At 54.4% G+C, this 25,985-nt stretch carries 26 protein-coding genes; 10 read left to right on the forward strand and 16 right to left on the reverse strand.

The genetic code is table 11. The annotated features are described in order from the left end of the window. Window positions 1-30: 30 nt before the first annotated feature. The 3 genes from ACUN8H_RS00785 to ACUN8H_RS00795 all read right to left on the reverse strand — a co-directional run bounded on the left by ACUN8H_RS00785 (window position 31) and on the right by ACUN8H_RS00795 (window position 2,761). A complete protein-coding gene (locus ACUN8H_RS00785) occupies window positions 31-1,149 on the reverse strand; it encodes an App1 family protein (RefSeq protein WP_445530298.1) in 1,119 nt (372 codons plus the stop codon). After that, complete coding sequence (locus tag ACUN8H_RS00790; RefSeq protein ID WP_445530299.1) at window positions 1,149-1,712, reverse strand: type 1 glutamine amidotransferase domain-containing protein; 564 nt, start codon at window positions 1,710-1,712, stop codon at window positions 1,149-1,151. The genes ACUN8H_RS00785 and ACUN8H_RS00790 overlap by 1 nt, the downstream gene beginning before the upstream one ends. 110 nt (window positions 1,713-1,822) lie before the next feature. After that, window positions 1,823-2,761 carry a substrate-binding domain-containing protein gene (locus tag ACUN8H_RS00795; RefSeq protein WP_445530300.1) on the reverse strand — a complete coding sequence of 313 codons (939 nt, stop codon included), beginning with the start codon at window positions 2,759-2,761 and terminating at the stop codon, window positions 1,823-1,825. Window positions 2,762-2,894: 133 nt separating this feature from the next. On the opposite strand from ACUN8H_RS00795, the gene ACUN8H_RS00800 reads away from it, so the two are divergent. Genes ACUN8H_RS00800 through ACUN8H_RS00810 form a run of 3 tightly spaced genes read left to right on the forward strand, consistent with a single transcriptional unit; the run spans window position 2,895 to window position 5,145 of the window. Then, window positions 2,895-3,554 carry an ABC transporter permease gene (locus ACUN8H_RS00800; RefSeq protein WP_445530301.1) on the forward strand — a complete coding sequence of 220 codons (660 nt, stop codon included), beginning with the start codon at window positions 2,895-2,897 and terminating at the stop codon, window positions 3,552-3,554. Continuing rightward, on the forward strand, window positions 3,551-4,282 hold the full coding sequence (locus tag ACUN8H_RS00805; protein WP_445530302.1) for an ATP-binding cassette domain-containing protein: 732 nt from the start codon (window positions 3,551-3,553) through the stop codon (window positions 4,280-4,282). The genes ACUN8H_RS00800 and ACUN8H_RS00805 overlap by 4 nt, the downstream gene beginning before the upstream one ends. Window positions 4,283-4,335: 53 nt before the next feature. Next, on the forward strand, window positions 4,336-5,145 hold the full coding sequence (locus ACUN8H_RS00810; RefSeq protein WP_445530303.1) for a substrate-binding domain-containing protein: 810 nt from the start codon (window positions 4,336-4,338) through the stop codon (window positions 5,143-5,145). A gap of 307 nt (window positions 5,146-5,452) precedes the next feature. Here the strand turns inward: ACUN8H_RS00810 and ACUN8H_RS00815 are convergent, their stop codons facing one another. The 7 genes from ACUN8H_RS00815 to ACUN8H_RS00845 all read right to left on the reverse strand — a co-directional run bounded on the left by ACUN8H_RS00815 (window position 5,453) and on the right by ACUN8H_RS00845 (window position 12,014). Next, window positions 5,453-6,502, reverse strand: a complete 1,050-nt coding sequence (locus ACUN8H_RS00815) for an IS110 family transposase (protein WP_445530304.1) — start codon at window positions 6,500-6,502, stop codon at window positions 5,453-5,455. Window positions 6,503-6,716: 214 nt separating this feature from the next. Next, entirely contained in the window at window positions 6,717-8,159 is a 1,443-nt protein-coding gene (gene cysN, locus ACUN8H_RS00820) for a sulfate adenylyltransferase subunit CysN (protein WP_445530305.1), read from the reverse strand. Next, window positions 8,159-9,181 carry a sulfate adenylyltransferase subunit CysD gene (gene cysD / locus ACUN8H_RS00825; protein WP_445530306.1) on the reverse strand — a complete coding sequence of 341 codons (1,023 nt, stop codon included), beginning with the start codon at window positions 9,179-9,181 and terminating at the stop codon, window positions 8,159-8,161. The genes cysN and cysD overlap by 1 nt, the downstream gene beginning before the upstream one ends. Before the next feature lie 187 nt (window positions 9,182-9,368). Then, window positions 9,369-10,115: a phosphodiesterase gene (locus ACUN8H_RS00830; RefSeq protein ID WP_445530307.1), complete on the reverse strand. Its 747-nt coding sequence runs from the start codon at window positions 10,113-10,115 to the stop codon at window positions 9,369-9,371. Further along, the gene (locus tag ACUN8H_RS00835; RefSeq protein WP_445530308.1) at window positions 10,115-10,561 is read right to left on the reverse strand and encodes a DUF1249 domain-containing protein; all 447 of its coding nucleotides are present in this window, start codon (window positions 10,559-10,561) and stop codon (window positions 10,115-10,117) included. Before ACUN8H_RS00835 ends, ACUN8H_RS00830 begins: the two co-directional genes overlap by 1 nt. 2 nt (window positions 10,562-10,563) lie before the next feature. Further along, complete coding sequence (locus ACUN8H_RS00840) at window positions 10,564-11,283, reverse strand: NUDIX domain-containing protein (protein WP_445530309.1); 720 nt, start codon at window positions 11,281-11,283, stop codon at window positions 10,564-10,566. Window positions 11,284-11,354: 71 nt separating this feature from the next. After that, on the reverse strand, window positions 11,355-12,014 hold the full coding sequence (locus ACUN8H_RS00845) for a hypothetical protein (RefSeq protein ID WP_445530310.1): 660 nt from the start codon (window positions 12,012-12,014) through the stop codon (window positions 11,355-11,357). 171 nt (window positions 12,015-12,185) lie between these two features. On the opposite strand from ACUN8H_RS00845, the gene greB reads away from it, so the two are divergent. Continuing rightward, window positions 12,186-12,716 (forward strand): transcription elongation factor GreB, encoded by a 531-nt coding sequence (gene greB / locus ACUN8H_RS00850; RefSeq protein WP_290695419.1) that lies wholly within the window; start codon window positions 12,186-12,188, stop codon window positions 12,714-12,716. Window positions 12,717-12,909: 193 nt separating this feature from the next. Here the strand turns inward: greB and ACUN8H_RS00855 are convergent, their stop codons facing one another. The 3 genes from ACUN8H_RS00855 to ACUN8H_RS00865 are packed head-to-tail and all read right to left on the reverse strand — an operon-like array spanning window position 12,910 to window position 15,560. Beyond that, the gene (locus ACUN8H_RS00855) at window positions 12,910-13,932 is read right to left on the reverse strand and encodes a zinc-binding alcohol dehydrogenase family protein (RefSeq protein WP_445530311.1); all 1,023 of its coding nucleotides are present in this window, start codon (window positions 13,930-13,932) and stop codon (window positions 12,910-12,912) included. A 23-nt stretch (window positions 13,933-13,955) separates the two neighbouring features. Next, window positions 13,956-14,798: a fumarylacetoacetate hydrolase family protein gene (locus tag ACUN8H_RS00860; protein WP_445530312.1), complete on the reverse strand. Its 843-nt coding sequence runs from the start codon at window positions 14,796-14,798 to the stop codon at window positions 13,956-13,958. 21 nt (window positions 14,799-14,819) lie between these two features. Then, window positions 14,820-15,560 (reverse strand): SDR family oxidoreductase, encoded by a 741-nt coding sequence (locus tag ACUN8H_RS00865; RefSeq protein WP_445531063.1) that lies wholly within the window; start codon window positions 15,558-15,560, stop codon window positions 14,820-14,822. Between the two features lie 224 nt (window positions 15,561-15,784). Between ACUN8H_RS00865 and ACUN8H_RS00870 the strand changes: the two genes are divergently transcribed. Further along, window positions 15,785-16,540, forward strand: a complete 756-nt coding sequence (locus ACUN8H_RS00870) for a FadR/GntR family transcriptional regulator (protein ID WP_445530313.1) — start codon at window positions 15,785-15,787, stop codon at window positions 16,538-16,540. A 24-nt stretch (window positions 16,541-16,564) separates the two neighbouring features. Here the strand turns inward: ACUN8H_RS00870 and ACUN8H_RS00875 are convergent, their stop codons facing one another. The 3 genes from ACUN8H_RS00875 to ACUN8H_RS00885 are packed head-to-tail and all read right to left on the reverse strand — an operon-like array spanning window position 16,565 to window position 19,958. Continuing rightward, on the reverse strand, window positions 16,565-17,569 hold the full coding sequence (locus ACUN8H_RS00875) for a methyltransferase (protein WP_445530314.1): 1,005 nt from the start codon (window positions 17,567-17,569) through the stop codon (window positions 16,565-16,567). Next, entirely contained in the window at window positions 17,566-18,405 is an 840-nt protein-coding gene (locus ACUN8H_RS00880; protein WP_445530315.1) for a methyltransferase domain-containing protein, read from the reverse strand. Before ACUN8H_RS00880 ends, ACUN8H_RS00875 begins: the two co-directional genes overlap by 4 nt. 35 nt (window positions 18,406-18,440) lie before the next feature. Further along, a complete protein-coding gene (locus tag ACUN8H_RS00885) occupies window positions 18,441-19,958 on the reverse strand; it encodes an amidase (protein WP_445530316.1) in 1,518 nt (505 codons plus the stop codon). A 353-nt stretch (window positions 19,959-20,311) separates the two neighbouring features. On the opposite strand from ACUN8H_RS00885, the gene ACUN8H_RS00890 reads away from it, so the two are divergent. From ACUN8H_RS00890 to ACUN8H_RS00910, 5 genes are all read left to right on the forward strand, one after another. Continuing rightward, complete coding sequence (locus ACUN8H_RS00890; protein WP_445530317.1) at window positions 20,312-22,045, forward strand: HD domain-containing phosphohydrolase; 1,734 nt, start codon at window positions 20,312-20,314, stop codon at window positions 22,043-22,045. 127 nt (window positions 22,046-22,172) lie between these two features. After that, the gene (locus tag ACUN8H_RS00895; protein WP_445530318.1) at window positions 22,173-23,189 is read left to right on the forward strand and encodes a LacI family DNA-binding transcriptional regulator; all 1,017 of its coding nucleotides are present in this window, start codon (window positions 22,173-22,175) and stop codon (window positions 23,187-23,189) included. 85 nt (window positions 23,190-23,274) lie between these two features. After that, window positions 23,275-24,258: a sugar kinase gene (locus ACUN8H_RS00900; protein WP_445531064.1), complete on the forward strand. Its 984-nt coding sequence runs from the start codon at window positions 23,275-23,277 to the stop codon at window positions 24,256-24,258. A 55-nt stretch (window positions 24,259-24,313) separates the two neighbouring features. Further along, entirely contained in the window at window positions 24,314-25,288 is a 975-nt protein-coding gene (locus ACUN8H_RS00905) for a 2-hydroxyacid dehydrogenase (protein ID WP_445530319.1), read from the forward strand. Next, window positions 25,285-25,974, forward strand: a complete 690-nt coding sequence (locus tag ACUN8H_RS00910) for an HAD family hydrolase (protein WP_445530320.1) — start codon at window positions 25,285-25,287, stop codon at window positions 25,972-25,974. The genes ACUN8H_RS00905 and ACUN8H_RS00910 overlap by 4 nt, the downstream gene beginning before the upstream one ends. Window positions 25,975-25,985 lie beyond the last annotated feature (11 nt).

The following is a 25,985-nucleotide window of genomic DNA, read 5'->3' on the forward strand; positions in this document are numbered from 1 at the left end:
AACTGGCAACAGCGTTAGACAGGATGGCGGTTAAACGGGATTGTTGCGATGCTCTTCCACATCGCGCTTGACGGCCTGCAAACCATGAATGGAAATATCGCCCTGGGCGTGCGCATGTTCAGCAATCAGCACGCTATCAACAGCTAGCACCAAATCACATTGGGTGCCGACCAACTCATCGCGCAGACGCTGAATCGCTGTTTCTCTTTGGGGGTCTTTATCGACTCGCCGAATATAAATGGCTTTGATTCGGTTGGGGTAAGCTTTGACGATTTCGATATACACTTCGGGATCGTGCTGGCCGCTGTCACCAATGAGTATGCAGGGCATGTCGTGATACAGCGTTAGCATGCGGTCGATCAATTCGCGCTTATGCTCTTCGGCACGCCGTGGCCAGGGGCGACGCCAGGAGATGCCCCATTCGCGCAAGAAAAGAATGGGGCCCACAGGAATTCGGTTGATCTGAAAAAACGTCTCGAGCATTTCGTAAATCGCCCACGGCCCGCGTGAGACATAGAGAATGGGCCGTTCGGCACGCTCGCTAACACCTCGATACAGCGCCTGATACAGCGATGCCACGCCAGGGAAAGCGGTGCGGCGGTGAGGTTTTTTGACAAATAGGCGATAAAGCATTTTGAGCTTTTCCGCCACGCCAGTGAACATAACGGTGTCATCTATATCGCTAATCACCAGCAAATCCGCCTCTGGTGGTGGCACATAAACTTCTACATGCGTACGCACCGTGGCTTGATCTACGCGGTGAACCAAGATATCCGCGCGGTGCCAGGAGACATCAATAGGGAGTGTGTGGCTGATCGGCAAATGAACATCGAAATAGCCATCGCGATCGGTGCTCACACAGAGCTGATTGTCGCCAATTCGAACTTCTACCTGTGCATTGGCAAGCCCGCGGCGAAAAATACGTCGCGCGACATCGGCCGTGTCGCGCAGCATGCCATGACGAGGTATCGCCCGCCCCAGGGCTGCTTGACGAAAAACCCTGCCCATGACGAATATTTCACGTTGAGAACCATAGCCACGGTATGGATGCACCACCATCCCCCCGCGGCTACTGTCGCCTTTAATGGGTTTGGCAATGACATGGACAAGCCTTTTGACAAAGCTTGCCCACTGACGCAATAGCCCCATCAAGCGTGCTGACCAGCGTGACGACCTTCTTGCAGTTCTTCGAGTAACTTGGCGTTGAACGCATCCAGGTCTTTTGGCGTACGGCTGGTGACGAGACCACTGTCTACCACGACAGGCTCATCCACCCACTCAGCGCCGGCATTAAGAAGGTCCTGCGCCACGCTCGGCACTGAGGTCATACGGCGCCCTTCAACCACACCCGCGTTGATTAAAATCCACGGGGCATGGCAAATAGCCGCAACGGGCTTGCCTGCCTGGAAAAATGCTTTAACGAAACTCAGGGCATCGTCGTTAGTGCGCAGTTCGTCGGGGTTGAATAAGCCACCGGGGAGAACCAGCGCATGGTAGTCAGACTCATTGACATCGGCGAGAGCTTTATCGGCCTGATAAGTATCACCCCACTCAGTTTCTGCCCAAGCGCGAATACCCTTACCATCGGGTGTAACGATGTGCACTTCTACACCCTCTTTCTGTAAGGCGGCACGCGGCACGCTCAACTCAGACTCTTCGAAACCAGCGGCCGCTAAAATAGCCACGCGTTTACCATTCAGTGCTTGTGTCATCATGCTCTCCATTTCGTGATGATGGATGTCTATAACGCCACATTAGTGTGGCGCATACAACAACAGCGTCAAGCCTAGCTACGCAGGATTCAGGGTTGATTAATAGCCCGCTAAGCATTGTAGACAATTTTACCCGTTTCAGCGATATCGTAACCACCCAACTGCGCTGCGCGTTCTGTAAAGCGCGCTTGATGCGCAAAGGCCAATAGCCGCTGGACCGCAGGTTCAAAATAACTACGTCGCTGCATCACGAGGTCAAACGACTCCTCATGTATAGGGATAAACGCTAGTTGTTGTCGATGCGCCGCAGCCTCTACCCCCAACCCCACATCAGCTTCACCCTGGCCAATACTGAGCGCCAGATCATCCTCACTTAAGGAAGCATGTGGCGCCCAGGTAAGCGCTGAACGGTCTATACCTGCCTGTTGCAATAAAAAACCTAACAGATGCGCCGCGCCAGCATCAGGCTGACGATGCGCCACACGCACCTTCAGACGTTTCAAGTCATTTAACGATTTAATCTTAAGCGGGTTACCGGTGGGCACCAGCAACCCCTGACGACGCGTGGCCCAACGAATGATTAGCAGGTCGCGCATACCGCTCAAGCCGAGCGCGTTGGGCTCGTTATAACGCTGAGTCGCTGGGTCTAGCAGATGAATACCGGCCACCATGGCCTTGCCATCAAGCAGGCGACGCACGCCGTCACCGCTGCCTTGGCAGAGCATGGCCAAATCGGAGCCACTTTCCCGCACGGCCCACTCTAATAGTGGGTCCTGACTTCCCGCGACGACTAACGGCACCGATAAACGCTGCGCTTGGTCGCCTTCTAGGTGACTCAGCACCCATAAATCGATCTGCTGGCGTGGAAACAGCAGTTTGCCGGTAACCCGGCTGCAGGGGATTTGGCCTTGGCTGACTAAGTCGTACACCTTACGCTCTTTCAGGCGCAGGTAGTCAGCGACTTCAGCAGTGGTCAAGTAAGCGTGTCGTTCACTCATTGCAATAATACCCTCACCTGACAGTGTGGCCCACACTGTATTTTGCTGCATAAGACTGCATTCATTTCAGTCTAGAGTGCAATCGGTCATTTTTGGGTACATTATGCCGAAACGAACCTAATAATGACGCCAACACTCAATGCTGACTAGCGACAACGCCTTTAGCACTGCTCTCGCTCTAATTATGAGCATGGACAGCGCCTTAATTTCAATCGTGATGCTTTCGCTGCAGGTATCGCTAATGGCGGTATTTATTGCCAGCTTGCTTGCACTTCCGATGGGCGCCGCTCTCGCGCTGTGGCGCTTTCCGGGGCGCAACGCAGTGATCGTCGCGCTCAATGCCCTCATGGGGTTACCGCCCGTCGTCGCCGGTCTTTGCGTCTATTTACTGCTTTCACGCGCTGGCCCACTGGGTGAGTGGGGATTGCTGTTTACCCCCACGGCGATGGTCATCGCGCAAGTCATTCTCGTTCTACCGATCATCGCCGCCCTAACCCGCCAACAAGTCGAGGCACTCCACGTTGAGTATGCCGAGCAATTGAACTCCTTTGGCTTAACGCGTAGCCGCATGATCCCTACCCTGCTTTGGGATGCGCGTTTTGCGCTAATGACCGTCATTTTAGCGGGCTTTGGCCGCGCCAGCGCCGAGGTAGGCGCGGTGATGATTGTGGGCGGTAATATCGATGGAGTGACCCGCGTCATGACCACCAGCATTGTGCTGGAAACCAGCAAAGGCAACTTGCCCATGGCGCTGGGGCTGGGAATTATTCTACTCGGACTGGTCACCATGATTAATGCAATTGCTCATGTCATCGGTGAGACGGCAAAAAGGCGACTGGGATGACGATATACCAAGCGCCCCCCGTTGCCACGCTGCAACTGGAAAACGTCAGCTTCGTTCACCGCGGCAGCACACTGCTCAAGCCGACCACACTGCAACTAGCGGGCTGCCAGCGAACACTTATCATGGGCCCGAATGGCGCGGGTAAAAGCCTGCTAATGCGTCTCTCCCACGGCTTACTCGCGCCCACTAGCGGCTCGGTGCACTGGCAAAGCGAGCCACCGGCTCAAGCGATGGTGTTTCAACGCCCGGTGCTGTTACGCCGCTCGGCACTGGATAATCTCACCTATGTGCTAGCGATCAACACAACCCCACGCCCCGAGCTAAAAGGATTATCTCGCAAAGCGCAGGCGATGAGCGCGCTTGAAAAGTTTGGCTTGGCGCCGTTGGCCAAACGGCCTGCACGGGTGCTTTCCGGTGGCGAACAACAGCGTTTGGCGCTGGCGAGGGCCTGGCTGCTCAACCCGCGCGTACTGTTTTTAGACGAACCCACCTCTGCCCTCGACCCGGCGGCTATTAAAGCGGTTGAAGACGCGGTGCTTGAGTTCCATCACAGCGGTACCCGTATCGTGATGACTACCCATGATTTATATCAAGCGCGTCGCTTAGCCAACGACGTGCTGTTTTTGCATAACGGCGAGTTACTCGAACATACCCCAGCCAATGATTTTTTTACTACCCCCTCTTCACCCGAGGCAGGGGCATTTATTCGGGGCGAACTGGTTTGGTAACCCCGAAAGGCGTGAACTCTGTGACTAATCAAAAATGAGCAAGGAGTAATAAAATGAAGAAAGCCACCACATTGATAACGGCAGGCGCTCTGGGTGTGACTTTTAGCGGCACGCTGATGGCGGCCGATGATTACATCACTCTGGCTTCCACCACCTCGACTGAAAATTCAGGTTTGTTCGACGCAATCATTCCCACCTTCACCGAAGAGACGGGCATTGAGGTTCGTGTGGTGGCTGTCGGCACCGGCCAGGCGTTTGAAATCGGTCGCCGTGGCGATGCCGATAGCCTTTTAGTGCATGACACTGCTGGCGAAGAGAAGTTTGTAGCTGAAGGCTATGCCACTGAACGCCTCAATGTGATGTACAACGATTTCGTTATCGTTGGGCCGAGTGATGACCCGGCGGGTATCAGCGACAGTGAAAACGTGATTGAGGCCATGCAGCGTATAGCGGAAAGTGAGTCACCCTTTGCTTCACGCGGCGATGACAGTGGCACCAACCGCGCTGAACTGCGTTTGTGGGAAGATGCGGGAGTCACGGCACAGGGCGAGTGGTACCGTGAGCTGGGTAGCGGCATGGGTCCGACACTGAACACCGCGGCGGGAATGGATGCCTATACGTTTACCGACCGCGCCACCTGGGTTGCGTTTGAAAATCCACAGGATTTAACGCTGCTGTTTGGCGGCGACGAAGCACTGTTCAATCAGTACGGCAGCCTACTACTTTCGGAAGAGCGCCACCCAGACCTGAAGCACGATCTTGCGGCTCAGTGGCACGAGTGGCTGGTCTCTGAAGAGGGTCAGCAAGCCATTGCGGATTTTGAGGTAGACGGCCAACAGCTGTTTTTCCCTAACGCCGAGTAAATCCTATTTAAATTTTGTTATTGCGTGATTACCCTTTGTCATTGCGTATAGGGACTCCTCCCCGGTTGCAAGCGACGATGATGGAAAAACAAAAGCCGATGCGTGCGTATAGTCGGTCTCTCTAGGGGGACGCTATCCCCGGACCCTGATGAATGCCGCGCACCTTCTCTCCTCAACGAACGGTAGGCTTCTTCAGCCATCGCAATGAGCAGGTTTTGAGAAGGTCGGTCTGACCTGTTTTTCATCGTTCGTTGCCCGGCAACAAGGTAGCCGCCTGTCGGCGCTTAGACGCTGATGGCGCTACTGCTTAGCTCACCATCAGTGCTGAACCTTCGTTAAACTCTCTACAATAGGACTGACCGCGGTGTAGGACAGCCCAGGCGGTTCGCACCGTCTTATTCGCGAGCGCGACTGCCGCCTTGTTCTTGCCAACGCGTGCGACCAGCGCGCGTAGCCAACAGCTTTTGGCATCCTGCTTGTCACCCACCGTGTTGATGACCGAATGTGCCCCGCGTATCAGGGCGGCTTTCAGCGAGACCTGCCCCGTTCGGCCAATGCCCTTGATCTTAGCGATGCCACCGCTGCTGTGCTGTGTCGGCGTTAATCCCAGATAAGCTGACGCTTGGCGACCTTTCTTGAATGCGTTGCCGTTACCGAGGGCGCTATAGAGCTGGGTGGCGATCACAGGCCCCACTCCCTCAATTGCCAACAGTTGGCGACAAGGCATTACCGCACGGCTCATCTGCTCCACGCGCTTATCTAGTGACTGAATACGGTCGTTGAGTCGATCCAGCTCCGCCATTTGCTCGGCAATCAAGTCACGCATCAGCATCGACAGCTCGTTGTTGGCATCTTCCAGGGCGAGCCAGACACGTTGTTTTAACGCTTTCTGACCACGGCCACTAATCACCCCATATTCCTGCAATAACCCATGAACCTGATTGATCAACTGAGTGCGTTGATGAATATACCTTTCCCGAATACGGTGCAGGCTCTGAATATCCTGTTGCTCGATGCTTTTTAGCGGGACAAAGCGCATATCAGGGCGCAACCCGGCCTCTACAATGGCGAGGGCGTCGTTGGCATCTGTCTTGTGTCCCTTGCGAAAGGGCGTCACAAACTGCGGCGAAATGAGCGCAACGGTGTGGCCGAGGGCCTGCAGCTGCCGCGCCCAATAATGTGATTCACCGCACGCCTCCATGAACACCCGACAGGCGGGTTGGCGGCGCATGAAATCCAAGACCTGATGTCGCTTAAGTTCTTTGTTGACCTGAACGTGCGAGGTGCGTATATCAACCACACATACCTGAAAAACACGCTTTGCCAGATCAAGCCCTATTGTCTTATGCTTATTCATGACTCTTCCCCTCCGCATTGATGTGGTTCACTTATCAATGTAGCTCTCTGAAGCTTCGAGAGGGGAGGAGTCCCTTTCATTGAGCGAAGCGAAGCAATCTCGGGTTTTGCGACTAACGCATACAGAGATTGCCGCGTCGCTTCGCTCCTCGCAATGACGTAGGTAACGTTCGTCACACATACATGTTGCGAAGAACGACCAAGTCTTTCGCCCATTAGCGATTGAATAAGCCGCTGATATCCTTGGCTTCCCAGTGTGGAAAGTGCTTACGCACCAGCGCATTCAGGTCACGCTCAAAGGCCGCCCAATCGGTGGTTGGCGTGGTAGAGGCTGATTCACTCGCGGTTCCGCGTATCATCCCTGCCCCAACGGTAACGTTGGTAAGCCGATCAATGATGATGAAACTGCCGGTGCCCGGACTAGTGCGGTAATCATCCACCGGAATGGCCGCCGTCAACTCCACATCACAGCGGGCAATGGCATTAAGACCCAGCGAGTGGGTCGTATGCTTTTCCAGCGTATTGACATCGATTTGGTAATCAATGGCGCTTACCTGTCCGGAAAGGTCGCGCGTTGCCAACTTGAAATCATAAAGCTTGCCAGGGGTTAATACCTCTTCATGCATCCACACGATATCGGCTTTAAAGGTATTCGAGAGTGGCAGTTCGCTATCCGCTGCTACCAACCAATCCCCGCGGGAGATATCAATCTCGTCTTCTAGGGTAACGGTGATTGCTTGGCCGGGATAAGCCACGTCAAGATCGCCATCAAAGGTAACCACCCGGGCCACGGTGGATGTTTTACCCGACGGCAACACTTTGATGGCCTGCCCAGGGCGAATCATACCCGCCGCCAGGGTACCGCAATAACCGCGAAAATCGAGATTCGGCCGATTGACGTACTGAACTGGTAAACGCAGATCGCTGAGGTTCTGGTCGCGGCTGATTTCGACACTCTCGAGCAACTCGATCAGTGTTAGCCCCTCATAACCCTCAGTAAAGTACCAGGGCGTCTGTTCGCTGCGGTTGACCACGTTGTCGCCGTTGAGTGCCGACATCGGTACAAAGCGTATATCCGGCGCTTGCAGGTTGGTGGCAAAGGCGCGGTACTCCTCCACAATCTCGTTATAGCGCTTCTCGGAGAAGCCCACCAAATCCATCTTATTGACCGCAATCACCAAGTGCTGAATACCCAGCAGGTCGGCGATAAAGCTGTGGCGCCGGGTTTGGGTCTGCACCCCGTAGCGGGCATCGATCAGAATAATTGCCAGGCTGGCGGTGGAAGCACCCGTCGCCATGTTGCGCGTGTACTGCTCGTGCCCAGGCGTATCGGCAATAATAAACTTGCGCTTATCGGTGGAGAAAAAGCGGTACGCCACATCGATGGTGATGCCCTGCTCGCGCTCTGACTGCAAGCCATCCACCAACAGTGCCAAATCGACGCTATCCCCGGTCGTGCCAATGGTTTTAGACGCCTGGGTGATGGCCGCCAATTGATCTTCAAAGATCATTTTCGAATCATGGAGCATCCGGCCAATCAGAGTCGATTTGCCATCGTCCACGCTGCCACAGGTAATAAAGCGCAGCAGGTCTTTGTTTTCATGCTCGTGTAGGTACTGCTCGATATTATCAGCGATTAAATTGGATTGATGAGACATTAGAAGTACCCCTCGCGCTTTTTCTTCTCCATCGAACCCACTTGATCGCGGTCAATGGCACGGCCACTTCGCTCACTGGTACGAGTCAGCAGCATTTCCTGGATAATTTCAGGCAACGTCGCGGCCTCGGACTCCACGGCGCCGGTCAGCGGATAGCAGCCAAGTGTTCTAAAGCGCACTGACTTCTGCTCGGGCACTTCGCCGGGGGCTAACGGCAGGCGATCATCGTCCACCATGATTTGCATGCCATCACGTTCAACGACCGGGCGCTTGGCCGAGTAATAGAGCGGCACAATGGGGATCGATTCCAGATAGATATACTGCCAGATGTCCAGCTCGGTCCAGTTGGAGAGCGGAAACACACGAATGGACTCGCCTTTATTGACCTTGGCGTTATACACGTTCCATAGCTCGGGGCGCTGGCTCTTGGGATCCCAGCGGTGATATTTGTCACGAAAAGAGTAGACGCGCTCTTTAGCACGCGAGGCTTCTTCATCGCGGCGCGCTCCACCGAAAGCCGCATCAAAACCGTATTTATCCAGCGCCTGCTTGAGCGCTTGGGTCTTCATAATATCGGTGTATTTGGCACTACCGTGATCGAACGGATTAATATTGGCTGCCCGGCCCTCTTCGTTGGTATGTACGATCAACTCCATACCCGCTTCTTCCGCCATACGGTTGCGGAACTCGATCATTTCACGAAACTTCCATGTGGTATCCACATGCATCAGCGGGAAGGGCGGCGTACCTGGATAAAACGCTTTACGGGCCAAGTGCAGCATGACCGAAGAGTCTTTACCGATCGAATACATCATCACCGGGTTGGAGAATTCGGCGGCTACTTCACGAATAATGTGAATAGACTCGGCTTCTAGCTGCTTAAGGTGGGTCAAGCGCGCAGCGTCAGGCGCCTTGAAAGCGTCTTGCGGCGCCGCTGAAGAACGTGTTGCTGAAGCAGTCGTCTCTGACGACCGTTCTTGTAACGACCGCTCCTTAAAAGACGATGTAGACAATTGGGTCATGGCCCCTTACCTCACAAGTACAAGCTCGTTACACACGCTGAAAGCCGTGTACGTCCAAACAGGTACGTTCAAAAATTTACGTTCGAATGTGGGTAGGGTAACGCCGAGCCGATAATAACCCAAAAGAATTAATAACTATCTTTTTATTCCTTAATAACCTAACAGAAGATTTCGAGCGTGCCACCCGTCAATCAATGCGCTCAATCCAGCTTTGCCATTCGCTTCCGGCCAGCTCGCTCCAGTGTAAATCGACGATGCGATAGCCAGGGCGTGATGCTTCATCAATCGCGAAGTGCTCGGCGCCGGGTAAGAACTGGTCCGCCATGGCAGGACAACCGTAAACGTCGATAGTGGCGTCACCGCTGCGATGGTGTTCGGCATAAGCTTGGTGCGCATGGCCAAACAAAATGATATGAACATGCGTATGTTTACCCAGCACGTGCCAAAAGGCGTCGCGATCCTGAAGGCCGATGGCATCCATCCACACTGCCCCAACGTCAACCGGGGGATGATGCATAGCGATGAGCGTGGGTCGGTTATCCGCTTGTAAGCGTTCCGCCAGCGTCGCTAGCTGCTTGTTCCCTAGTTCACCATGGGGCTCGCCCGCTACTTGAGTATTCAGCAACAGCAGGCGCCAGCTACCTACCTCCACCTCCTCCACCAGCGGGCGCTCAGCGGCCATCAACGCTTGTTGGTCGTGATTACCGGCAAGCCAATACCAAGGGCAAGGCAGCGCCGCTAACCCTTTGACCGCTAAGGCATAAGAAGCAACCGACTCGTCTTGGCTGACATCGCCGGTGAAGAGCACGAGATCGGGTTGCTCAGCCGCCACGGCGTTGATGACCTGTTCAAACTGCCGCCAAGGGATACCCGCGCGGGAGCGCGCCTGGGTATCCGCACGTAGATGGGCATCGGTAATCTGTACCACCCGCATCAGGGCATCTCCGGCACATCATAGGTATGCCCATGGGCAAGCCCGTGAGCTAACCATTCGCCCAGGAAACGGTTGAGCTGCAGTTTTTCATCGGGCTGGTGCATACGTGCATTGGGGTAACGGTAGCGGCCGCTGAAATGACGCTCGCGTTGAAAGTCGGTCACCTCCGCCATGCGTACGTCATGGTAGAGGTGTACGCGCATGCGCGGCCCTTCGATGACGGTATCGAGCGGGCCAGTTTGAGACACATCCACCATGGTGGTATAAGGCGCCTGCTCCTGAATATAGAGGTGCAGATCACCAAAGTAGTGTTGATCACCGTGCAGGGCAATATCACGGCGCTGGCCGGCCTCCATGTCGCCCACCAGGCGCACCAAACGCAAATAGTTGGCGCTACACTCCCCTTGGAGCGTTTTTAAATCGGTGACATAGGCCGTTCTCGCCATGTTCACTCCTCGTTTGTTTCGCTTTGTGTCGACGCCCGCTGTGAAGCGGCACGTAGTGAGGCTCGTTGGCTATTAAGCCAATGTAGACCAATCAGGCACATGGCGTTGTCGAGTCGTCCATGCATCAAGAGTTCCCACGCATTGGCAAACGGCATGACGTGTACCCGTATATCCTCATGCTCTTCAACTAAGCCATGAACACCGCCAAGCCCCTGGCAATCTAACAAACCACAAAAGAGAGTCACTTGCTCATTGCAGGCACCAGGACTGGGATAATAAGTATGCAGTTTGGTCAGTTCGGTCACTTTACAACCGGCTTCTTCCCATGCTTCGCGACGAGCCACGTCTTCCAGCGTCTCGCCCTCTTCCACCAGGCCCGCCACAAGCTCAAGCTTCCAAGGGGAAACCCCATCATCGATGGCGCCCGCGCGAAACTGTTCGATCAAGACTACTAAATCCCGCTCAGGGTCGTAGAGCAGCACGCCTACCGCATCGAAGCGGCTGTGTACTTCACGGCGCATGGGCTCGCTCCAACCGCCTTCAAAAAGGCGGTGGCGAAGCTCTAGCGCTTCGAGACGGAAAAAACCTTGATGCAGAATCTCACGCTTAAGCAGATCGACATCACTGCGTTTCAATGAGGGAACATTCAGCGACGTATTCCGAAAAGAGGCCTCTCGCAGAGGAGAGTGTTGAGCAGCATCGTGCTTGGAGTTAGACGCCATGGGGCACTCCCGGTGGTGATATGGCCCTATTATCAGTGCTTGCCACCGGGAATGCCAATCCAGTGAGTGGATTACAGCTGATTGAGAAGCGTCTCGGCATCGCGGCGTAGCGCTTCATCTGAGACTTGCCGGTTCTCGCGAGCGTTACCATTCACCGCTCGCTGGGCGTGCTCGCGAGCTGCCTGCGCATTGCCCTCCTCTTTCAAGAAAGAGGCGTAGTAATAGTTGACATCGATACCGTGCGGACGGATTTCCAAAGCTCGCTGGAACATGCGTTCAGCCGTCTCGCTATTGCCGAAACCGAGTGGCCTACCCGGCGCCCGGTCATAAAGCGCGCCAAGCGTTACATAGGCAGACCCGTTCAACCCCTGCGGGTCGATCTCAATTGCCTTTTCCAACGCATCGCGCGCATCACCAGCGGTTCCCAATGCGCCCAAACCACCTCGTTCACGCGCGTAAGAGGCAAGAATAATCCCCTGCCAGACCAGCACATCCGCTTCGTCGCCGTGCTGTTCAGCCAACTGCTCCACTTCGCCTGCCAGCGCTTTCAAAGTACTTTCCCGCTCATTCGCGGGCATGTCCGTCACGGTGTGCTCCCAGCGGTTTTTCAGCGAAAACAGCTCACCTTCGAAGGCGGTCGCGGTTAACGGTGAAAGCGCCAGCGCGGTGCCAACGGCAGCGGCGATCAACGAACGTGATAGAGAGAGGGGTAAAAATGAGAGAGTGCGCATAACGGCTCCTGAATTATTGTTGTCCAGCGAGACCTACGCTTGGCTGGTCTCTTCTCCAATATAGCAAAAAATGTAACGAACGTTTGAATGATTCAACCGTTGCAACTTGCTTGGTATGCATCCCGTAATTGACGTAAGGTAGATGGCTCGAAACATGATAGGAAATTGGTAATGAAAGGCCGCAACATGACCCGCTGGCGCGATCCAGCCAAAGATCCGCGCCAGGCCCCCAAGAGCAATCTGATTACCGCGGAGGGGGCGGCTCGCTTGCGCGCTATTCTGGATCATCTACTACGGGTCAAGCGCCCGGCCATCACCGCCAAGGTCGGTGAAGCCGCCGCTCAGGGTGACCGCAGCGAAAACGCTGATTACACGTACAATAAAAAAGAGCTGAACCGTGTGATTGCGCGGATCGGCTATCTCACCAAGCGGTTGGATGAGCTGCAGATCGTTGATCGCCTTCCCGCCGACACCAGCAAAGTCTTTTTTGGCGCTTTCGTTAACTTAGAAGATGAAAATGGGGAGGAGGTCCAGCTCAGGATCGTCGGCCATGACGAGATCGATACCAAAAAACGCTGGATCAGTATCGATGCTCCCATGGCCAAGGCCCTGCTGGGCAAGCAGATTGGCGATGAAGCGAAAGTACTCACCCCCAATGGTGAGATGTTCTATACCATTACTGCCCTCGACTACCGAGGCTAATCGTGTAGCGCACCTGCTCGGTGAAAACACAGCAACACGCCTTCACGCACTAGCGAGGTAGCCTGTGGAAACGCCTCAATCACTCTTTCGATATCGGGTGAGCCAGCAGCAGCGTTGCCTCGGCGTGGTAACGTTTCTCCAACTGCTGACCATCCGAATGTGACAAGAGTTTAAGGAAATATTCCAAAACATTTCATGAATCGATAGATATCATGGCCTTGATAACCTGATGGGCAGGGTCACACCATTGGGGCATGCGGGCAGGCACGTCAACGAGTGGCGCACGGTGAGTGATCATCGCTTCCGCGTTGATCGCGCCGCTCTCCATCAGTGACACCACATACTCAAAATCCTCGCGGGTAGCATTACGACTGCCGATCAGGGTCAACTCTTTCTTGTGAAACTCAGGATCACTAAACGTAATATCAGCTTTCACCACACTCACCAACACATAGCGCCCGCCATGACCTGCAAAATCGAATCCCTTCTGCATGGCGTGAGGATTTCCGGTGGCGTCGAACACCGCGTCTGCCAGTGCCCCATTATTGCGCTCGCTGATAAGTGCCATCACATCGTCTTCGTTGGGGTTAGCCACCGCATCGGCACCTAATACATCTCGGCAAAAAGACAAACGCGATGAGTTAGTGTCTACCATCAATGTACGGGCACCGCGGCTTTTAGCTACCTGCAGCACGCCCATGCCAATCGGGCCTGCGCCAACGATCACCGCCAGCTCATCCGCTTCAAGGGCACTGCGTCTGACCGCGTGGGCACCAATCGCCATGCACTCCACCAGCGCCAGCTGATCGATAGTCAGCGTGTCCGACACCACAAGATGTGTGGTGGGAACAGCAAGATATTCCGCCATTCCACCGTCCCGGTGTACGCCAATCACCTGCATGTTCTGGCAACAGTTGGTTTTGAGCTGCTGGCAGGCGCGGCATTCACCACAATGCAGGTAGGGAATGACATACACCTGCTGGCCAAGCAGAGGAGTGTCGTGCTCATCAGCCACTTCGACTATCTCACCGGCAAGCTCATGACCTAACACCCTGGGATATTGGAAATAGGGCTGATTGCCACCGTAAGCATGAATATCCGTTCCGCAGATGCCGATACGACGGATCTTCACGACGGCGTGCCCCGGAGCGCACGCGGGACGGCCAGCGTGTTGTAGCTCAAGATGGTGCGGTTCTGAACAGACAAGCACTTGCATTGAACCAACCTCCTCCACCGTCCTTACGCCTGGACAACGCGCTGCTGTTGCTCACCGAGCCCTTCAATACCCAAGCGCATCTGCTGTCCTTCGCGGAGGTAAACAGGTGGCTTCTGACCCATGCCAACGCCAGGTGGCGTGCCGGTCGAGATAACATCACCAGGCTGCAGGCTCATGAACTGGCTCAAGTAGCTAATCAGAAAAGGCACTTGATACACCATGGTGCGTGTACTGCCATCCTGATAACGCTTGCCGTCCACCTCTAACCACATACTCAATTGATGGGGATCAGCTACTTCATCCCGCGTTACCAACCAAGGGCCTAAGGGACCGAACGTGTCGCACCCTTTGCCTTTGTCCCAGGTACCGCTACGCTCTAACTGAAATTCGCGCTCAGAGACGTCATTAACCACACAAAACCCAGCAACATGCGACATTGCATCGGCTTCATCAATGTAACGGCCGGCTTTGCCGACAACGACACCCAGCTCTACTTCCCAATCGGTCTTCTTTGAGCCGCGTGGAATTTCCACATCATCATTAGGGCCACAGATAGCGCTGGTCCATTTGTTGAAAATAACCGGTTCTGGCGGCACCTCCGCGCCGGTTTCCGCTGCATGGTCGGAGTAGTTGAGGCCAATACAAATAAACTTGCCGACCCGGCCCACGCAGGGCCCCAGACGCACATCCGCCGCGACCTCAGGTAGGGAAGAAAGATCCGTATCACGCAGTGTCTGCAGCGTTTCATCACTCAACAGATCACCGGCGATATCGTCAATGACGGCAGAAAGATCACGCACCTTGCCCTGGCTATCAAGAATGCCCGGCTTTTCCTGACCAGACGCTCCAAAACGTAAAAGCTTCATAGTGTTATCCTTTCTAAAGAATCAGTTTGCCCAGCCGCCATCGATCAGTTGCGCGGTACCGGTAATAAATTGGGCGTCATCACTGGCCAGAAAAGTAGCTAATGCTGCTACTTCCTCGACCCGCCCCAGCCTGCCCATTGGCTGGCGCGCCACAAAAGAGGCCAATACGTCAGCATCACTCCGCCCCTCTTTGCGCGCCTGCTCTGCAATACGTTGCTTTAACGAGGGCGAATCGACAGTACCCGGGCAGATGGCGTTGCAGCGAATGCCTTGGGTCATGAAATCGGCAGCGACGGATTTGGTGAGCCCTATGACCGCGGCTTTGGAAGCGCCGTAAGCGCAGCGATTCGCCACGCCTTTAACACTGGAGGCCAGAGACGCCATATTGATAACGCTGCCACCGCCGTTTGCCAGCATGCCCGGTAAAAAAGCCTGCAAAGTATGAAACATGGAAGTGACATTTAGATCCAGCGACCGCTGCCAGGTAGCCTCATCACACTCGAGTACGCTGCCACCGGCCACCATGCCTGCACAGTTGAAGAGGATATCCACATTAGGCAGCGAGCTGGCTAACTCATGGATCGCTTTGCTATCCGTGACATCCAGGCAATAGGCCTCAACGCCCGTGACGCCCTCTAGCATGGCAATATCAATATCCGTGGCGAATACCCGTGCTCCTTCAGCCACAAAACGTTCGGCGCTGGCGCGTCCGATGCCATTCGCGGCGGCGGTGATTAACGCTGTTTTGTTCTTGAGTCTCATCGGCTGGATGCCCTCTTCGTCGCTATCGCATGTCCCAACAATCGTGGGATCATAGAGTAGGTCAGACATCCAAACACCTAATGGCCTGACCAATAAAACGAGTATGCTAGAGAGACTTTGCCACTGGCAAGGCGACAAACAGCGCAATTGCGCTTTTAAAGATCAACTTTAGTCGCAGTTAATGCTAATTAATCCATTATTGAAACGGGCAGGGAACATTTCACATGCCGATTCAAACCATCCGCTCGCAGCGGCTCTACCGCCAGATTGCGGATCAACTACAGCAGTTAATTCACGCTGGCGAGTTTCCGCCAGGCACCCTGCTGCCTCCCGAACGGGAGCTTGCCCAATCGCTAGGCGTTAGCCGCGCCTCGGTGCGAGAGGCGTTGATTGCGCTTGAAGTGGTTGGCCAGGTGGCGGTCAAGGTGGGCTACGGCGTGGTGGTGCTTGAATCCAGCACAGCGGCGCTGGAACCCGTTATGCGTGCGGCGGCACGCACCGAACCCTGGGCCCTCGACCCTGAGTTCAAGAGTGAAATAGAGCTCAATTTGGAAGAAGAAATTCCGCCTTTTTCGTTACTGCAATCGCGGCGCTACCTCGAGCCGGAAATTGCGGCGCTGGCGGCGTTAAACGCAACCGACGACGACCTGACAGCCATCCGTTTCGCCTTTGAACGCAATGTAGCGGACAACGCCAACGGCGGCCGCAACTGCGCAGGGGATCGATTGCTGCATATCCGTATCGCCGAGGCCTCAGGTAACGCCGCCTACGCTCTGCTGATCAAGCACCTACTGGGGCATCAGTACGGCGCTATGTTTCGACGTCTTCAAGCGCTATTTATGGAAACGGACATGCCGCAGCGCTCCCAGGAAGACCACCGACACATTGTGGCTGCCATCGAGGCACGCGACCCAGTGACTGCGCGACGTGCCATGGAAAACCATCTGGATCACGTATTGAGCGTCTTCTTCGCTGAGTAAGTGATTCCTCATAAAGATGTCGCATTAGCGGCTTGTTTTCATCGCACCATAAACTTTGAAACGGCGATTATCCGCCAGGGTATAAAAATCCTGGAATGCCCGCTGTAAATGGTCTGGGTAAGGTAAAAAGCCGTTCGCCACAATCACCAAGTGCCCGCCCTTCTTTAGGTGCTCGGGGGCCTCGCTGATCAAGCGCTGGCTTGGCCCATAACTAATATCACGCTCTTTATGAAAAGGCGGGTTACTCACAATCCAATCAAACTGCTCGCTCTCCAACGCACTGAATACATCGCTTTCAAGTACGCGCCCTTCCAGCCCGTTGGCGGCGAGCGTACGCCGACACGCCTCGACGGCAAACGTGCTGACATCCACAGCGGAGACATGATGACCGCGCTGGGCCAGCCAGGCACTGACGATGCCGTCACCGCAGCCCATATCCAGCACCTTAAGCGGCTTGTTGGGCAGCTTACTCTCCAGGCTCTCCAACAGTAACAGCGTGCCTTCATCAACTTTGCCGTGGCCAAATACGCCCGGGTGGCTGATTAATGTTAAACCTAGCGTCTCAAACGTTTGCCAAGCGCTGTCGCTGGATGACGTCAACGCAACGGTACGCGTAGCGAATAAAGAGCAGCGCCGGGCGTTGTCGCGCTTATCCCATGGCATACCCAGCTCTTCCAACATTTTAGGAACGCGTTTGATGCCACCTTGATGTTCGCCGACAATTTCAATGGGTGCCCCTTCAGGTAGCTGCTCACATAACCACTTGAGCCACCAAATACCTAACTGGTGCGCCTTCGGCCAAAACAGCACAATCTCTTTGCCGAGGGGCTTGTCACCCGTCAAATCAAAAGGCGTGCGGGCCTGCTTGCCTTTCGCCTGCCACTCACGCAGTACGTCAAAATCGCCGCTTACCACACCCACCGATTGATCAATAAGCCAGCTATCGACTGGCGGGCCAATGGCCCACAGCGCAGCATAGTTATCTTTTTGGCGCTCTAATAGCTGGCACGCTGGGGCTTGGGCACTCATTCAACGATCTCCGGTTTAATTAAGGTATAAAGCAGGTAGCGCCCCAGGCGCCAGTGGGAATCATGACGACAGTACTGCTTCTCCAGCGCCAGCAGCGTGGCATTTTCTGCTGGCGTGGCGGGTGGATGGCGCAAGTAGTCTTGAAATACGCGGATACCGGCGACGGCGTCTATCACTAAGCCGTTATCCGCACTCCACTGCTCAATCTCGGCGTGACTAACGGGCGAAATAGGCGTCAATCGTTGTCGCTTGCCCTTCCCTGCTAAACGATCACTCAACGCCTTCTCAAGATTGCCTTTGACCGCATTGGAAAAGCGCAGCGCATCGCGGTTAAACACCATCAAGCTAAGCTGGCCGCCAGGTGCCAATAAATCGCTCAAGGTCGTCAGCGCCGCCTGGGGGTCACCTAACCACTCCAACACTGCATGGCAGGTAATTAGCGACCATGGGCCTGGGGCATGCAGGGTTAACTGTTGCAGCGGCGCCTGCAGGTAAGTAATGGCCCCTTCCGGTAACGTCTTAGCGTCCCGATGCCAGGTTTTTGCGTAGTTCAGCATATCCGCTGAAGGCTCAGCCATCGTTACCCGGTGCCCCCGCTCAGCCAACCATGCCGCCTGCTGGCCCAAGCCACCGCCCACATCGAGCACTTTCTGGTGGCTCAAAGTAAGCATTTGCGGCAACAGATAGTTCAGCATTGCTAAACGCAGTTCGCCACGAGGCGCTTGGTAGAGCGAACGCGAAAATTTATCGGCTAAACCATCGAAATAGCGATCGCCAGCCTGGGTTAATTCATAGCTTTTAAATTCGGAATTTATCAATTTATCGTTGGGGTGCATGTAAAAGACCAAGCGTCGCATCAAAGCGGCGTAGTTTACCCTGCTTGCGCACGGAACGCCTGCTGGGGTAAGCAGTGTTGCCAATCATCGTGCTGCTCCATGGCAGCAGCGAGCTGAAGCAACTGTTTGTCCTCCCCAAGGCGGCCCACCACCTGAACACCAACCGGTAAGTCATTGGTGCCAATATGCATAGGCACTGACATGGCAGGCTGCCCGGTGAGATTGGCTAGCTGGGTAAACGGCGTACGGTTGAGCGCGTCTACCGCCAACCGTTTTAGCATCCCCGCCTTCAACGCCAACGATGGTAGCCCTGGAATTGCTAACATCCCCATCATCCGCTCTCGCGCTTCTGAAGGGTATAGCTCGCCAATTTTTGGGGCTGAACCTGCGGCTACTGGCATCACCAGGGCATCATAGCGCTGATGAAACAGGCTCATTTGCTCGGCCGCCACATGCCAGTAACGTTTCGCCAGCTCATAGTCACGCGCGGAAAGCTTTGCTCCCAATCGACCAATGGCGCGGGTTGAAGGCTCAATAGCGAGCTTGCGGACAGGCACCCTGGTTTGCTGACTTACCCAAGCAAGATCCGCGGCCAAATGGCCCAAGTAAAGGGTGAGATAACTATCCGCTAGCGCCTCTCCATCAACCGGCGGGTCACACCACTCGACCTCGTGCCCCATCGCTGCCAGCGCCTTAGCCGCCTTCTCAACCGCCAAGCCAACATCACGGCTTAATGTCGTTCCCAAGCCTCGGCTTAACGGCTCACCCAGCGAGACGGCAATGCGTAACGGCGGAGACGGAACCGACAACGCTGCCACATAGCCGGTTTCCCTCGGCACCGGATAGGGCCCCGACGCCGCCATACCGTTGATCTGCTCAAGGAGGGCAGCACTATCACGTACGCTACGCGTCACAGCATGCTCAATGACCGCACCTTGCCATACCTCGCCATGGGCAGGCGCAAGGGGAACCCGTCCCCGCGAAGGCTTAAAACCAAACAATCCACAGTAACTGGCAGGAATACGAATAGAGCCTCCACCGTCCCCGGCGAGGGCCATTGGTACGATTCCCCCCGCCACTGCTGACGCGGCACCACCGCTGGAGCCTCCAGGCGAGTATCCCGCCCGCCACGGATTCTGGGGGTGTGGATAAGCTTTCGGCTCAGTAATCCCCATCAAGCCAAGCTCAGGGGTAGCTGTCTGCCCTACGATGACCAAGCCAGCCGCTCGTGCACGCTGAATCAGTAACGCATCTTCCTTGGGGCACCAGTGGGATAGAGATGCGCTTCCGAAAGCCAGTGGCTCGCCGGCTAGCCCCATCAACAGGTCTTTACTTAAGGTAGGCACTCCACCGAATAGGGTATCAGCCGGGAGTTTATGACTCTCTTGTCGGGCGCGTTCGTAACGTGTGCGTACCAAAGCATTCAATGCAGGATTAAGTTTCTCAATAGCCGTTAGGGCCGCTTCCAGCACCTCATCCCGACTCACTTCACGGCGACGGATTAGCTCGGCTAAGCCCATCGCGTCATACTGCTGGTACTCGTCAAGATGCATGGTAGTAGCCTTATGTTTCTCTTAGCCTAGCAGAGAGGATATCTATCTCCTCTCTCACCACTCCAGCAAAGCGGCGCCTAGTAACAGCGTCGAACACTGTTAATTCCTGTGATGCACAAAAGCGCTAATCTTCGCCCCCTGGGAGCATGTCATTTATGCCCACACCATAAGATTAAAAAAACCATCAAAAAAGAAAGATATAAATAAATTTTATCGACGCGTGTTTGCAAATACTCCTAGAATGCTAGCTAATGTACTAAAAGTATTGGCAAATATTTCCTATAGGTGTTGATAAACACCTATAAAGAAACATCACCTTTTCTTACAAAAACAATACAAATGGTGGTATTGACATGCTTATCGACACAACTATTCAAAATACTACCAGTCAAATAATTAAATCGCTGTTCACTAAAGAGCACTCTATTACGATTTTTTCTAAGGAAGCTGCTCAATCCATCGAGGCGACAGCGATTAAAGTTGAGCCCGATAATAGAAAAATTACCCTAGAGATAACGTACACGGGCCTTTCGCTGTCTCCTTATCTAAATAACGACACCATATCGTTTGATATAGAGGCTGCGCGGCATGGGCATGATGCTGGAGAAATTTATAATATTGAGCATGTTCCTGCTCATATCATTCAAATAGGCACCCATACTTACCACCTAGAGTGCCAACTGCCCAACTCCATCTTTTCTTCTGATAACCGTGGTGCCCTAAGAGTCCCTTTCGTGCTTGGCATGCACGCCCGTGTTTACCTGGAAGTGTTTGCCCACGAGCTCAATATAGAAGGGAAAGTGCGTAACCTTTCAGTGGGCGGCTGTATGGTGGATGTGCGCCTCGAAGATAGCATTGCGCTTTCTGTGGATCAGATACTTCCAAGAGTAACGCTAGAATTTCCAAATGGAGAGGCATTTAATACCCAAGGGCGCATACGTCATATGCGCCCTTTTGGCCATCACGGCCATGCCGCTGTTGGCATAGAGTTTCTTGATATGAGCCCCGCTTCAACGGAAACGCTCTTCCATTACGTTTCTGAAGCTGAATTCGAAGCCGCTTTGCGCTCGGGCACGCAATATAGCTCACGGGCAAGGTCAAAACTGTTTATAGCCAATGCGAAAGAGAAAAAAATGCAGCATCAAGAAGAGCATGATCAACTTGTAAGTGCCCAGCATCCGCCCTTACTGCGGGGTGTCCTCGAAATAGCTCAGCAGCTCCAAATCATGTTGATGTTTATGAAAAATAAACATTTGTTACCCGATGAAATTTTATATGAGTGTGTAGACAGCATTCTGTATATGGTCAACCATGACCGCAAAGCTCTACAGTATGCGCTAACATATTTGCACGATGAGCCGGAGTGGGTACGCCACGCTATCCAAGTAGCTAGCCAGCTCGCCATGATGCTAATTAGCCGTGACCCCTATGCCTACAAAACGCAGGAGGCAGTAGCGGGCGCCTTACTTCATACCATGGGTAAACCACTACTCATTAGTGAACAGTTGCCCTCACTGAAAATTCACATGTCGCCGTCACAAGGGGAGATACTCAAGCAGCACGTACATGCTCTTAGCAAAAAACTGTCGGTTCTCAACTGGACACCCAGCCCAACGTGCAGCGACATTATCCTCAATGCAAACGAGCGGCTTGATGGCAGCGGCTACCCTAAGGGCATACAGGCAGAAGAGTTATCAGACGTTGTTCGTTTAATGAGTGTTATAAAAATAATCAACAAGCTGACCCATGAACGCAATGGACAGCACCCACGGCAACCTCTGGACGCCTACCGGTGGGTCAATAGCCGCCCTGAGGCGTATGAAAAGTCATTGCTGGTTGAATATATCCAACATTTTGGCCTTTACCCTATCGGTAGCCTGGCTAAGTTTTCAAACGGTTTTCTAGCCTGGATTGTGGATGTAGACGCAAAGGGCATGCCTTGCAAAGTAGACGTTGTTAAAAATTTGGCTTTTAGGGATACGTCCATTGATACAGTGCTGTTCAGTAACGACTTTAACCAGATTGGTCGACTCGAAGGGACGGTCAACCCTAGCGATTATAATGTCAACATGAAAAAGCATAGCTAGGCTTACCGTTCTCAAACATAGCCACTTTCAAACATAGCCACTTTCAAACATAGCCACTCTCAAAAGTCGTTGCTAAGTAATAAGTGATTGCTCAAAATGGGATCGATACCATTCACTTAAGTGGTTTATGTCTTCCATTTCACGTCGCTCCACCATTATTGAAGTAGCCCGACTAGCTGGCGCTTCTAAAACCAGCGTATCTCGCTATTTTGGCGAAGAGCGAGACCGGCTCTCGCCCTCACTTCAGGCGCGCATCGCCCATGCGGCAGGCATCCTTGGCTACCAGCCCAATCAAATGGCGCGCGGACTAAAAGGGGGGCGCTCTAAATTGATAGGCATGTTAGTTGCCGATATCCGCAACCCATTTTCCGTTGCCATCACTCACGGTGTCGAGCAAGCGTGCCGCCAATACGGCTACTCGCTGGTCGTGTGTAACACTGACAATGACCCGGAACAGGAGCGCCAGCACTTAGACCTCCTGGGTGCGTACCAAGTGGAAGGGTTGGTGGTAAATGCCTCCGGCAGCCCCGAACGCCAGCTACACACATTTACCCGCCAGGGAACTCCTATCGTGCTGCTAGATCGGGAAGTCGACCATGTGGAGGCAGAAGTGGTTGGGCTCGATAATCACCTGGCCATTGATATGGCGCTCGGGCACTTAGCCGATCAAGGCTACCAGTCTGTGCTGTATGTGAGCGAAGCTCCCGAGCAATCAAGCACCCGACAAAAACGCTTGGCCCGCTTTAACCACTCTGCCGAACAGCATGGGCTGAATTACGCAACCTCACTGCTTGCTACTGCAAATGACGCCACAACGCTTGGGGCGCTTAGCGACTTTTTAACCGCTAATCAGCAACACGCCTGTGCCGTATTATGTGGTAACGGTAATGCCACCCTCGTAGTGACTCGCCTGTTTCAGCAGCTGGGCTTACCGCTTGGCAAGGTAGGTTTGATGGGAATTGATGAGCTCGATTGGTGCGCCTTGGTTCCTCCCGGTATTACCACGCTTGCCCAGCCCACCGATGCGATCGGCAAAACGGCAGTTGAGTGCTTGATGCATCGCATTGCGCCACATACATCGGCACTGCCGACCACGATAAGTTTTGCACCTAGCCTGATTGAACGAGGCTCTACCCAGCGCTAATTTTTAAGTCACCGCTAGAAAAGAGTCGCAAAAATGGTATCGTTCCCATTGAATGATAATAAACAGCACAAAGAGAGTAATGAGCATGCCCCACCCTACCTCTAGCCCACCCGAAATTCTTACCTTTGGCGAAGCCATGGCCATGTTTGTGGCGGAAATGCCGGGCGGTTTATCCAGCATTGAGCGTTTTCACCGGCGCTTGGCCGGTGCCGATAACAATGTCGCTATCGGCCTCTCAAGGCTGGGTTTTCACGTGGGCTGGCTAAGCCGAGTGGGAACCGATAGCTTCGGGGAGTTCATCCAGGCGGCTTTAACGGCGGAAGGTATCGATGACCGCTATATTCATGCCGATTCACAGCACCCCACTGGGCTGCTCTTTAAAGAGCGCGCCCAGGGCGGCGCCGACCCGCGAGTCGAATATTTCAGACGTGGCAGTGCCGCCAGCCATCTCACTATCGACGACGCCCAGGATGTCGACTTTCAGGCGCTTAACCACCTTCATGCGACGGGCATTACCCCGGCGCTATCTGAAAGCGCCCGCCAGCTTAGCCATCATTTGATGGTACAGGCACGCGCCCACGGCGCTACTATTTCCTTTGACCCCAATTTGCGACCATCACTTTGGCCCAGCGAAAACGTTATGCGTTCGACCCTCAATGAGCTCGCCAGCCTTGCCGACTGGGTTCTACCTGGGCTTTCCGAGGGCCAACTGCTCACCGGGCAGAAGACGCCTTACGACATAGCAGGCTACTATCTGGATCAAGGCGCTTCCGCAGTGATCATTAAGCTGGGGCCGAAAGGTAGCTATTATCGCGGTCACTTAGACGGCCAAGATGAGCACCTTACGGTTGAGGGTTGTCACGTCGCTGAGGTGGTGGATACCGTCGGTGCTGGCGATGGCTTTGCCGTAGGCGTAATCAGCGGGCTACTCGATGGCTGCACTGCACGTCAGGCGGCCCAACGTGGCAACCTAATCGGCGCGCAGGCCATTCAGGTGGTGGGAGATATGGAAGGCCTGCCGAGTCGCGAGAAGTTGCAGGCGCTTGAAGCCGGTCAGCTTAGTACTTAGCGCTTAGTACGCTCTGTTATGCTTTCAATCAGCGTTTTACAACCTGGAGATAACAATGAAAAAACGTCTAGTGGTTCAAGGAAGACTCAGCGACGCGCAGCTAGCGACACTTAACGATTTGTTTGATGTGAGCGTGTTACCCAAAACAACGGCGCTAAATGACCCAGACAACCACGCACTGCTGGCGGAAGCGCACGGCATTATCGGTTCCGGCCTGGCGATCACTCCCCAGCTATTGGACGCCACGCCCAACTTGGAGGTCGTCGCGACCATCTCGGTGGGATACGACAACCTTCCCGTTGAAGAACTGACCAAACGCGGCATCATGCTGTGCAACACGCCCGATGTACTCACCGAAACCACTGCCGATACAGGCTTTACCCTCATCATGGCGACGGCACGCCGGGTGGTTGAACTAGCGGAGTGGGTGAAAGCCGGCAAGTGGCAGGCCAGCATTGGCCCCGCGCTGTTTGGCAGCGATGTGCATGGCAAGACCCTAGGCATGATTGGCTTTGGCCGTATCGGCCAGGCCGTTGCCAGGCGGGGTGCACTGGGGTTCGGCATGCAAGTCCGCTACTCCAATGCCTCTCCCAAACCCGCATTGGAACAGGAGCTGGGGGCTGTGCGCTGTGAACTCGATGAGCTACTGGCCACGTCCGATTTTGTCTGCGTTACCGTACCACTGACCGCCGACACCGAACGGCTGATCGGCGCCCAACAGTTTGCGCTCATGCAGCCTTCCGCTATCTTCATCAATATTGCCCGGGGCAAAGTGGTCGATGAGAGTGCTTTGATTAACGCCCTCGAAAACGGCGTCATTCAAGCGGCCGGACTCGATGTTTTTGAGCAGGAACCGCTCCCCGCTGCGTCTCCCCTGCTTAACATGCCCAACGTGGTTGCCCTCCCCCACATCGGCTCCGCCACCCACGAAACCCGCGATGCCATGGCTCAGCGGGCAGTCGATAACGTCCGTTTGGCACTGCAGGGTGAGAAGCCGATCAGCCTGGTTAACGAAGAGGTTAATCAATGAGTTCAACTCGCAACGCCCCCACCCACTTCTGCCTTCTGTTCGACTGCGATGGCACCCTGGTCGATAGCGAGATCCTTCTCGCCGAAGTAATGGGCGCTATCCTTCCCGAGTTCGGCCTACCCTTCTCGTCGCAGCATTATATGGAAGAGTTTCGTGGCGTACGCTTTTACACCATCGTCAAAACGCTCGAACAGCGCTTTCAGGCACTGGCTGAGGGAGAGTTTTCAATGCTTGAAGCGGGTATGCGAACCCGCATGGAAGCGCGAATGCGCGCAGAGTTGGTGGCTATTGCGGGCATTCCCGACGCGCTGGAGCAGCTAAGAAGCTATCCAAAAGCCGTGGTCTCTAACGGCCCTGAACGAAAAATTCGCTGCGCCCTGGAAAGCACCGACCTGGGGCATCACTTCCAAAGTCGGTTGTTCAGCGCTTATACCCTCAATGTATGGAAGCCAGACCCAGAACTTTACCGTAAAGCGGCGGCCGCCATGGGGTTTGCGCCCCACCACTGTATCGTGATCGATGATGCGGCGGTGGGCGTGGAAGCAGGCTTGGCGGCAGGCATGCACGTCATTCATCTCAATCACTTCCCTACAGAGGAACGCACGCCCGAAGGCGCAGTGAATATTCACCACGCCAGCGAGCTACCCGCTGTCATCCAACGTCTATCGACCGCCGTTACCGCCTAGCAACAGAAACG

It is taken from the genome of Vreelandella sp. V005, from assembly GCF_052645115.1.

Bases quoted from the DNA above. Each gene is read 5' to 3' on its own strand.
- ACUN8H_RS00870 (WP_445530313.1), top strand. From the start codon at position 15,785: ATGCCGATTCAAACCATCCGCTCGCAGCGGCTCTACCGCCAGATTGCG.
- ACUN8H_RS00890 (WP_445530317.1), top strand. From the start codon at position 20,312: ATGCTTATCGACACAACTATTCAAAATACTACCAGTCAAATAATTAAA.
- ACUN8H_RS00795 (WP_445530300.1), bottom strand. From the start codon at position 2,761: ATGCAGCAAAATACAGTGTGGGCCACACTGTCAGGTGAGGGTATTATT.
- ACUN8H_RS00910 (WP_445530320.1), top strand. From the start codon at position 25,285: ATGAGTTCAACTCGCAACGCCCCCACCCACTTCTGCCTTCTGTTCGAC.
- ACUN8H_RS00860 (WP_445530312.1), bottom strand. From the start codon at position 14,798: ATGAAGCTTTTACGTTTTGGAGCGTCTGGTCAGGAAAAGCCGGGCATT.
- ACUN8H_RS00905 (WP_445530319.1), top strand. From the start codon at position 24,314: ATGAAAAAACGTCTAGTGGTTCAAGGAAGACTCAGCGACGCGCAGCTA.
- ACUN8H_RS00880 (WP_445530315.1), bottom strand. From the start codon at position 18,405: ATGCACCCCAACGATAAATTGATAAATTCCGAATTTAAAAGCTATGAA.
- ACUN8H_RS00830 (WP_445530307.1), bottom strand. From the start codon at position 10,115: ATGCGGGTGGTACAGATTACCGATGCCCATCTACGTGCGGATACCCAG.
- ACUN8H_RS00900 (WP_445531064.1), top strand. From the start codon at position 23,275: ATGCCCCACCCTACCTCTAGCCCACCCGAAATTCTTACCTTTGGCGAA.
- cysD (WP_445530306.1), bottom strand. From the start codon at position 9,181: ATGACCCAATTGTCTACATCGTCTTTTAAGGAGCGGTCGTTACAAGAA.
- ACUN8H_RS00840 (WP_445530309.1), bottom strand. From the start codon at position 11,283: ATGGCGTCTAACTCCAAGCACGATGCTGCTCAACACTCTCCTCTGCGA.
- cysN (WP_445530305.1), bottom strand. From the start codon at position 8,159: ATGTCTCATCAATCCAATTTAATCGCTGATAATATCGAGCAGTACCTA.
- ACUN8H_RS00885 (WP_445530316.1), bottom strand. From the start codon at position 19,958: ATGCATCTTGACGAGTACCAGCAGTATGACGCGATGGGCTTAGCCGAG.
- ACUN8H_RS00855 (WP_445530311.1), bottom strand. From the start codon at position 13,932: ATGCAAGTGCTTGTCTGTTCAGAACCGCACCATCTTGAGCTACAACAC.
- greB (WP_290695419.1), top strand. From the start codon at position 12,186: ATGAAAGGCCGCAACATGACCCGCTGGCGCGATCCAGCCAAAGATCCG.
- ACUN8H_RS00895 (WP_445530318.1), top strand. From the start codon at position 22,173: ATGTCTTCCATTTCACGTCGCTCCACCATTATTGAAGTAGCCCGACTA.
- ACUN8H_RS00865 (WP_445531063.1), bottom strand. From the start codon at position 15,560: ATGAGACTCAAGAACAAAACAGCGTTAATCACCGCCGCCGCGAATGGC.
- ACUN8H_RS00845 (WP_445530310.1), bottom strand. From the start codon at position 12,014: ATGCGCACTCTCTCATTTTTACCCCTCTCTCTATCACGTTCGTTGATC.
- ACUN8H_RS00810 (WP_445530303.1), top strand. From the start codon at position 4,336: ATGAAGAAAGCCACCACATTGATAACGGCAGGCGCTCTGGGTGTGACT.
- ACUN8H_RS00805 (WP_445530302.1), top strand. From the start codon at position 3,551: ATGACGATATACCAAGCGCCCCCCGTTGCCACGCTGCAACTGGAAAAC.
- ACUN8H_RS00790 (WP_445530299.1), bottom strand. From the start codon at position 1,712: ATGACACAAGCACTGAATGGTAAACGCGTGGCTATTTTAGCGGCCGCT.
- ACUN8H_RS00785 (WP_445530298.1), bottom strand. From the start codon at position 1,149: ATGGGGCTATTGCGTCAGTGGGCAAGCTTTGTCAAAAGGCTTGTCCAT.
- ACUN8H_RS00800 (WP_445530301.1), top strand. From the start codon at position 2,895: ATGAGCATGGACAGCGCCTTAATTTCAATCGTGATGCTTTCGCTGCAG.
- ACUN8H_RS00835 (WP_445530308.1), bottom strand. From the start codon at position 10,561: ATGGCGAGAACGGCCTATGTCACCGATTTAAAAACGCTCCAAGGGGAG.
- ACUN8H_RS00815 (WP_445530304.1), bottom strand. From the start codon at position 6,502: ATGAATAAGCATAAGACAATAGGGCTTGATCTGGCAAAGCGTGTTTTT.
- ACUN8H_RS00875 (WP_445530314.1), bottom strand. From the start codon at position 17,569: ATGAGTGCCCAAGCCCCAGCGTGCCAGCTATTAGAGCGCCAAAAAGAT.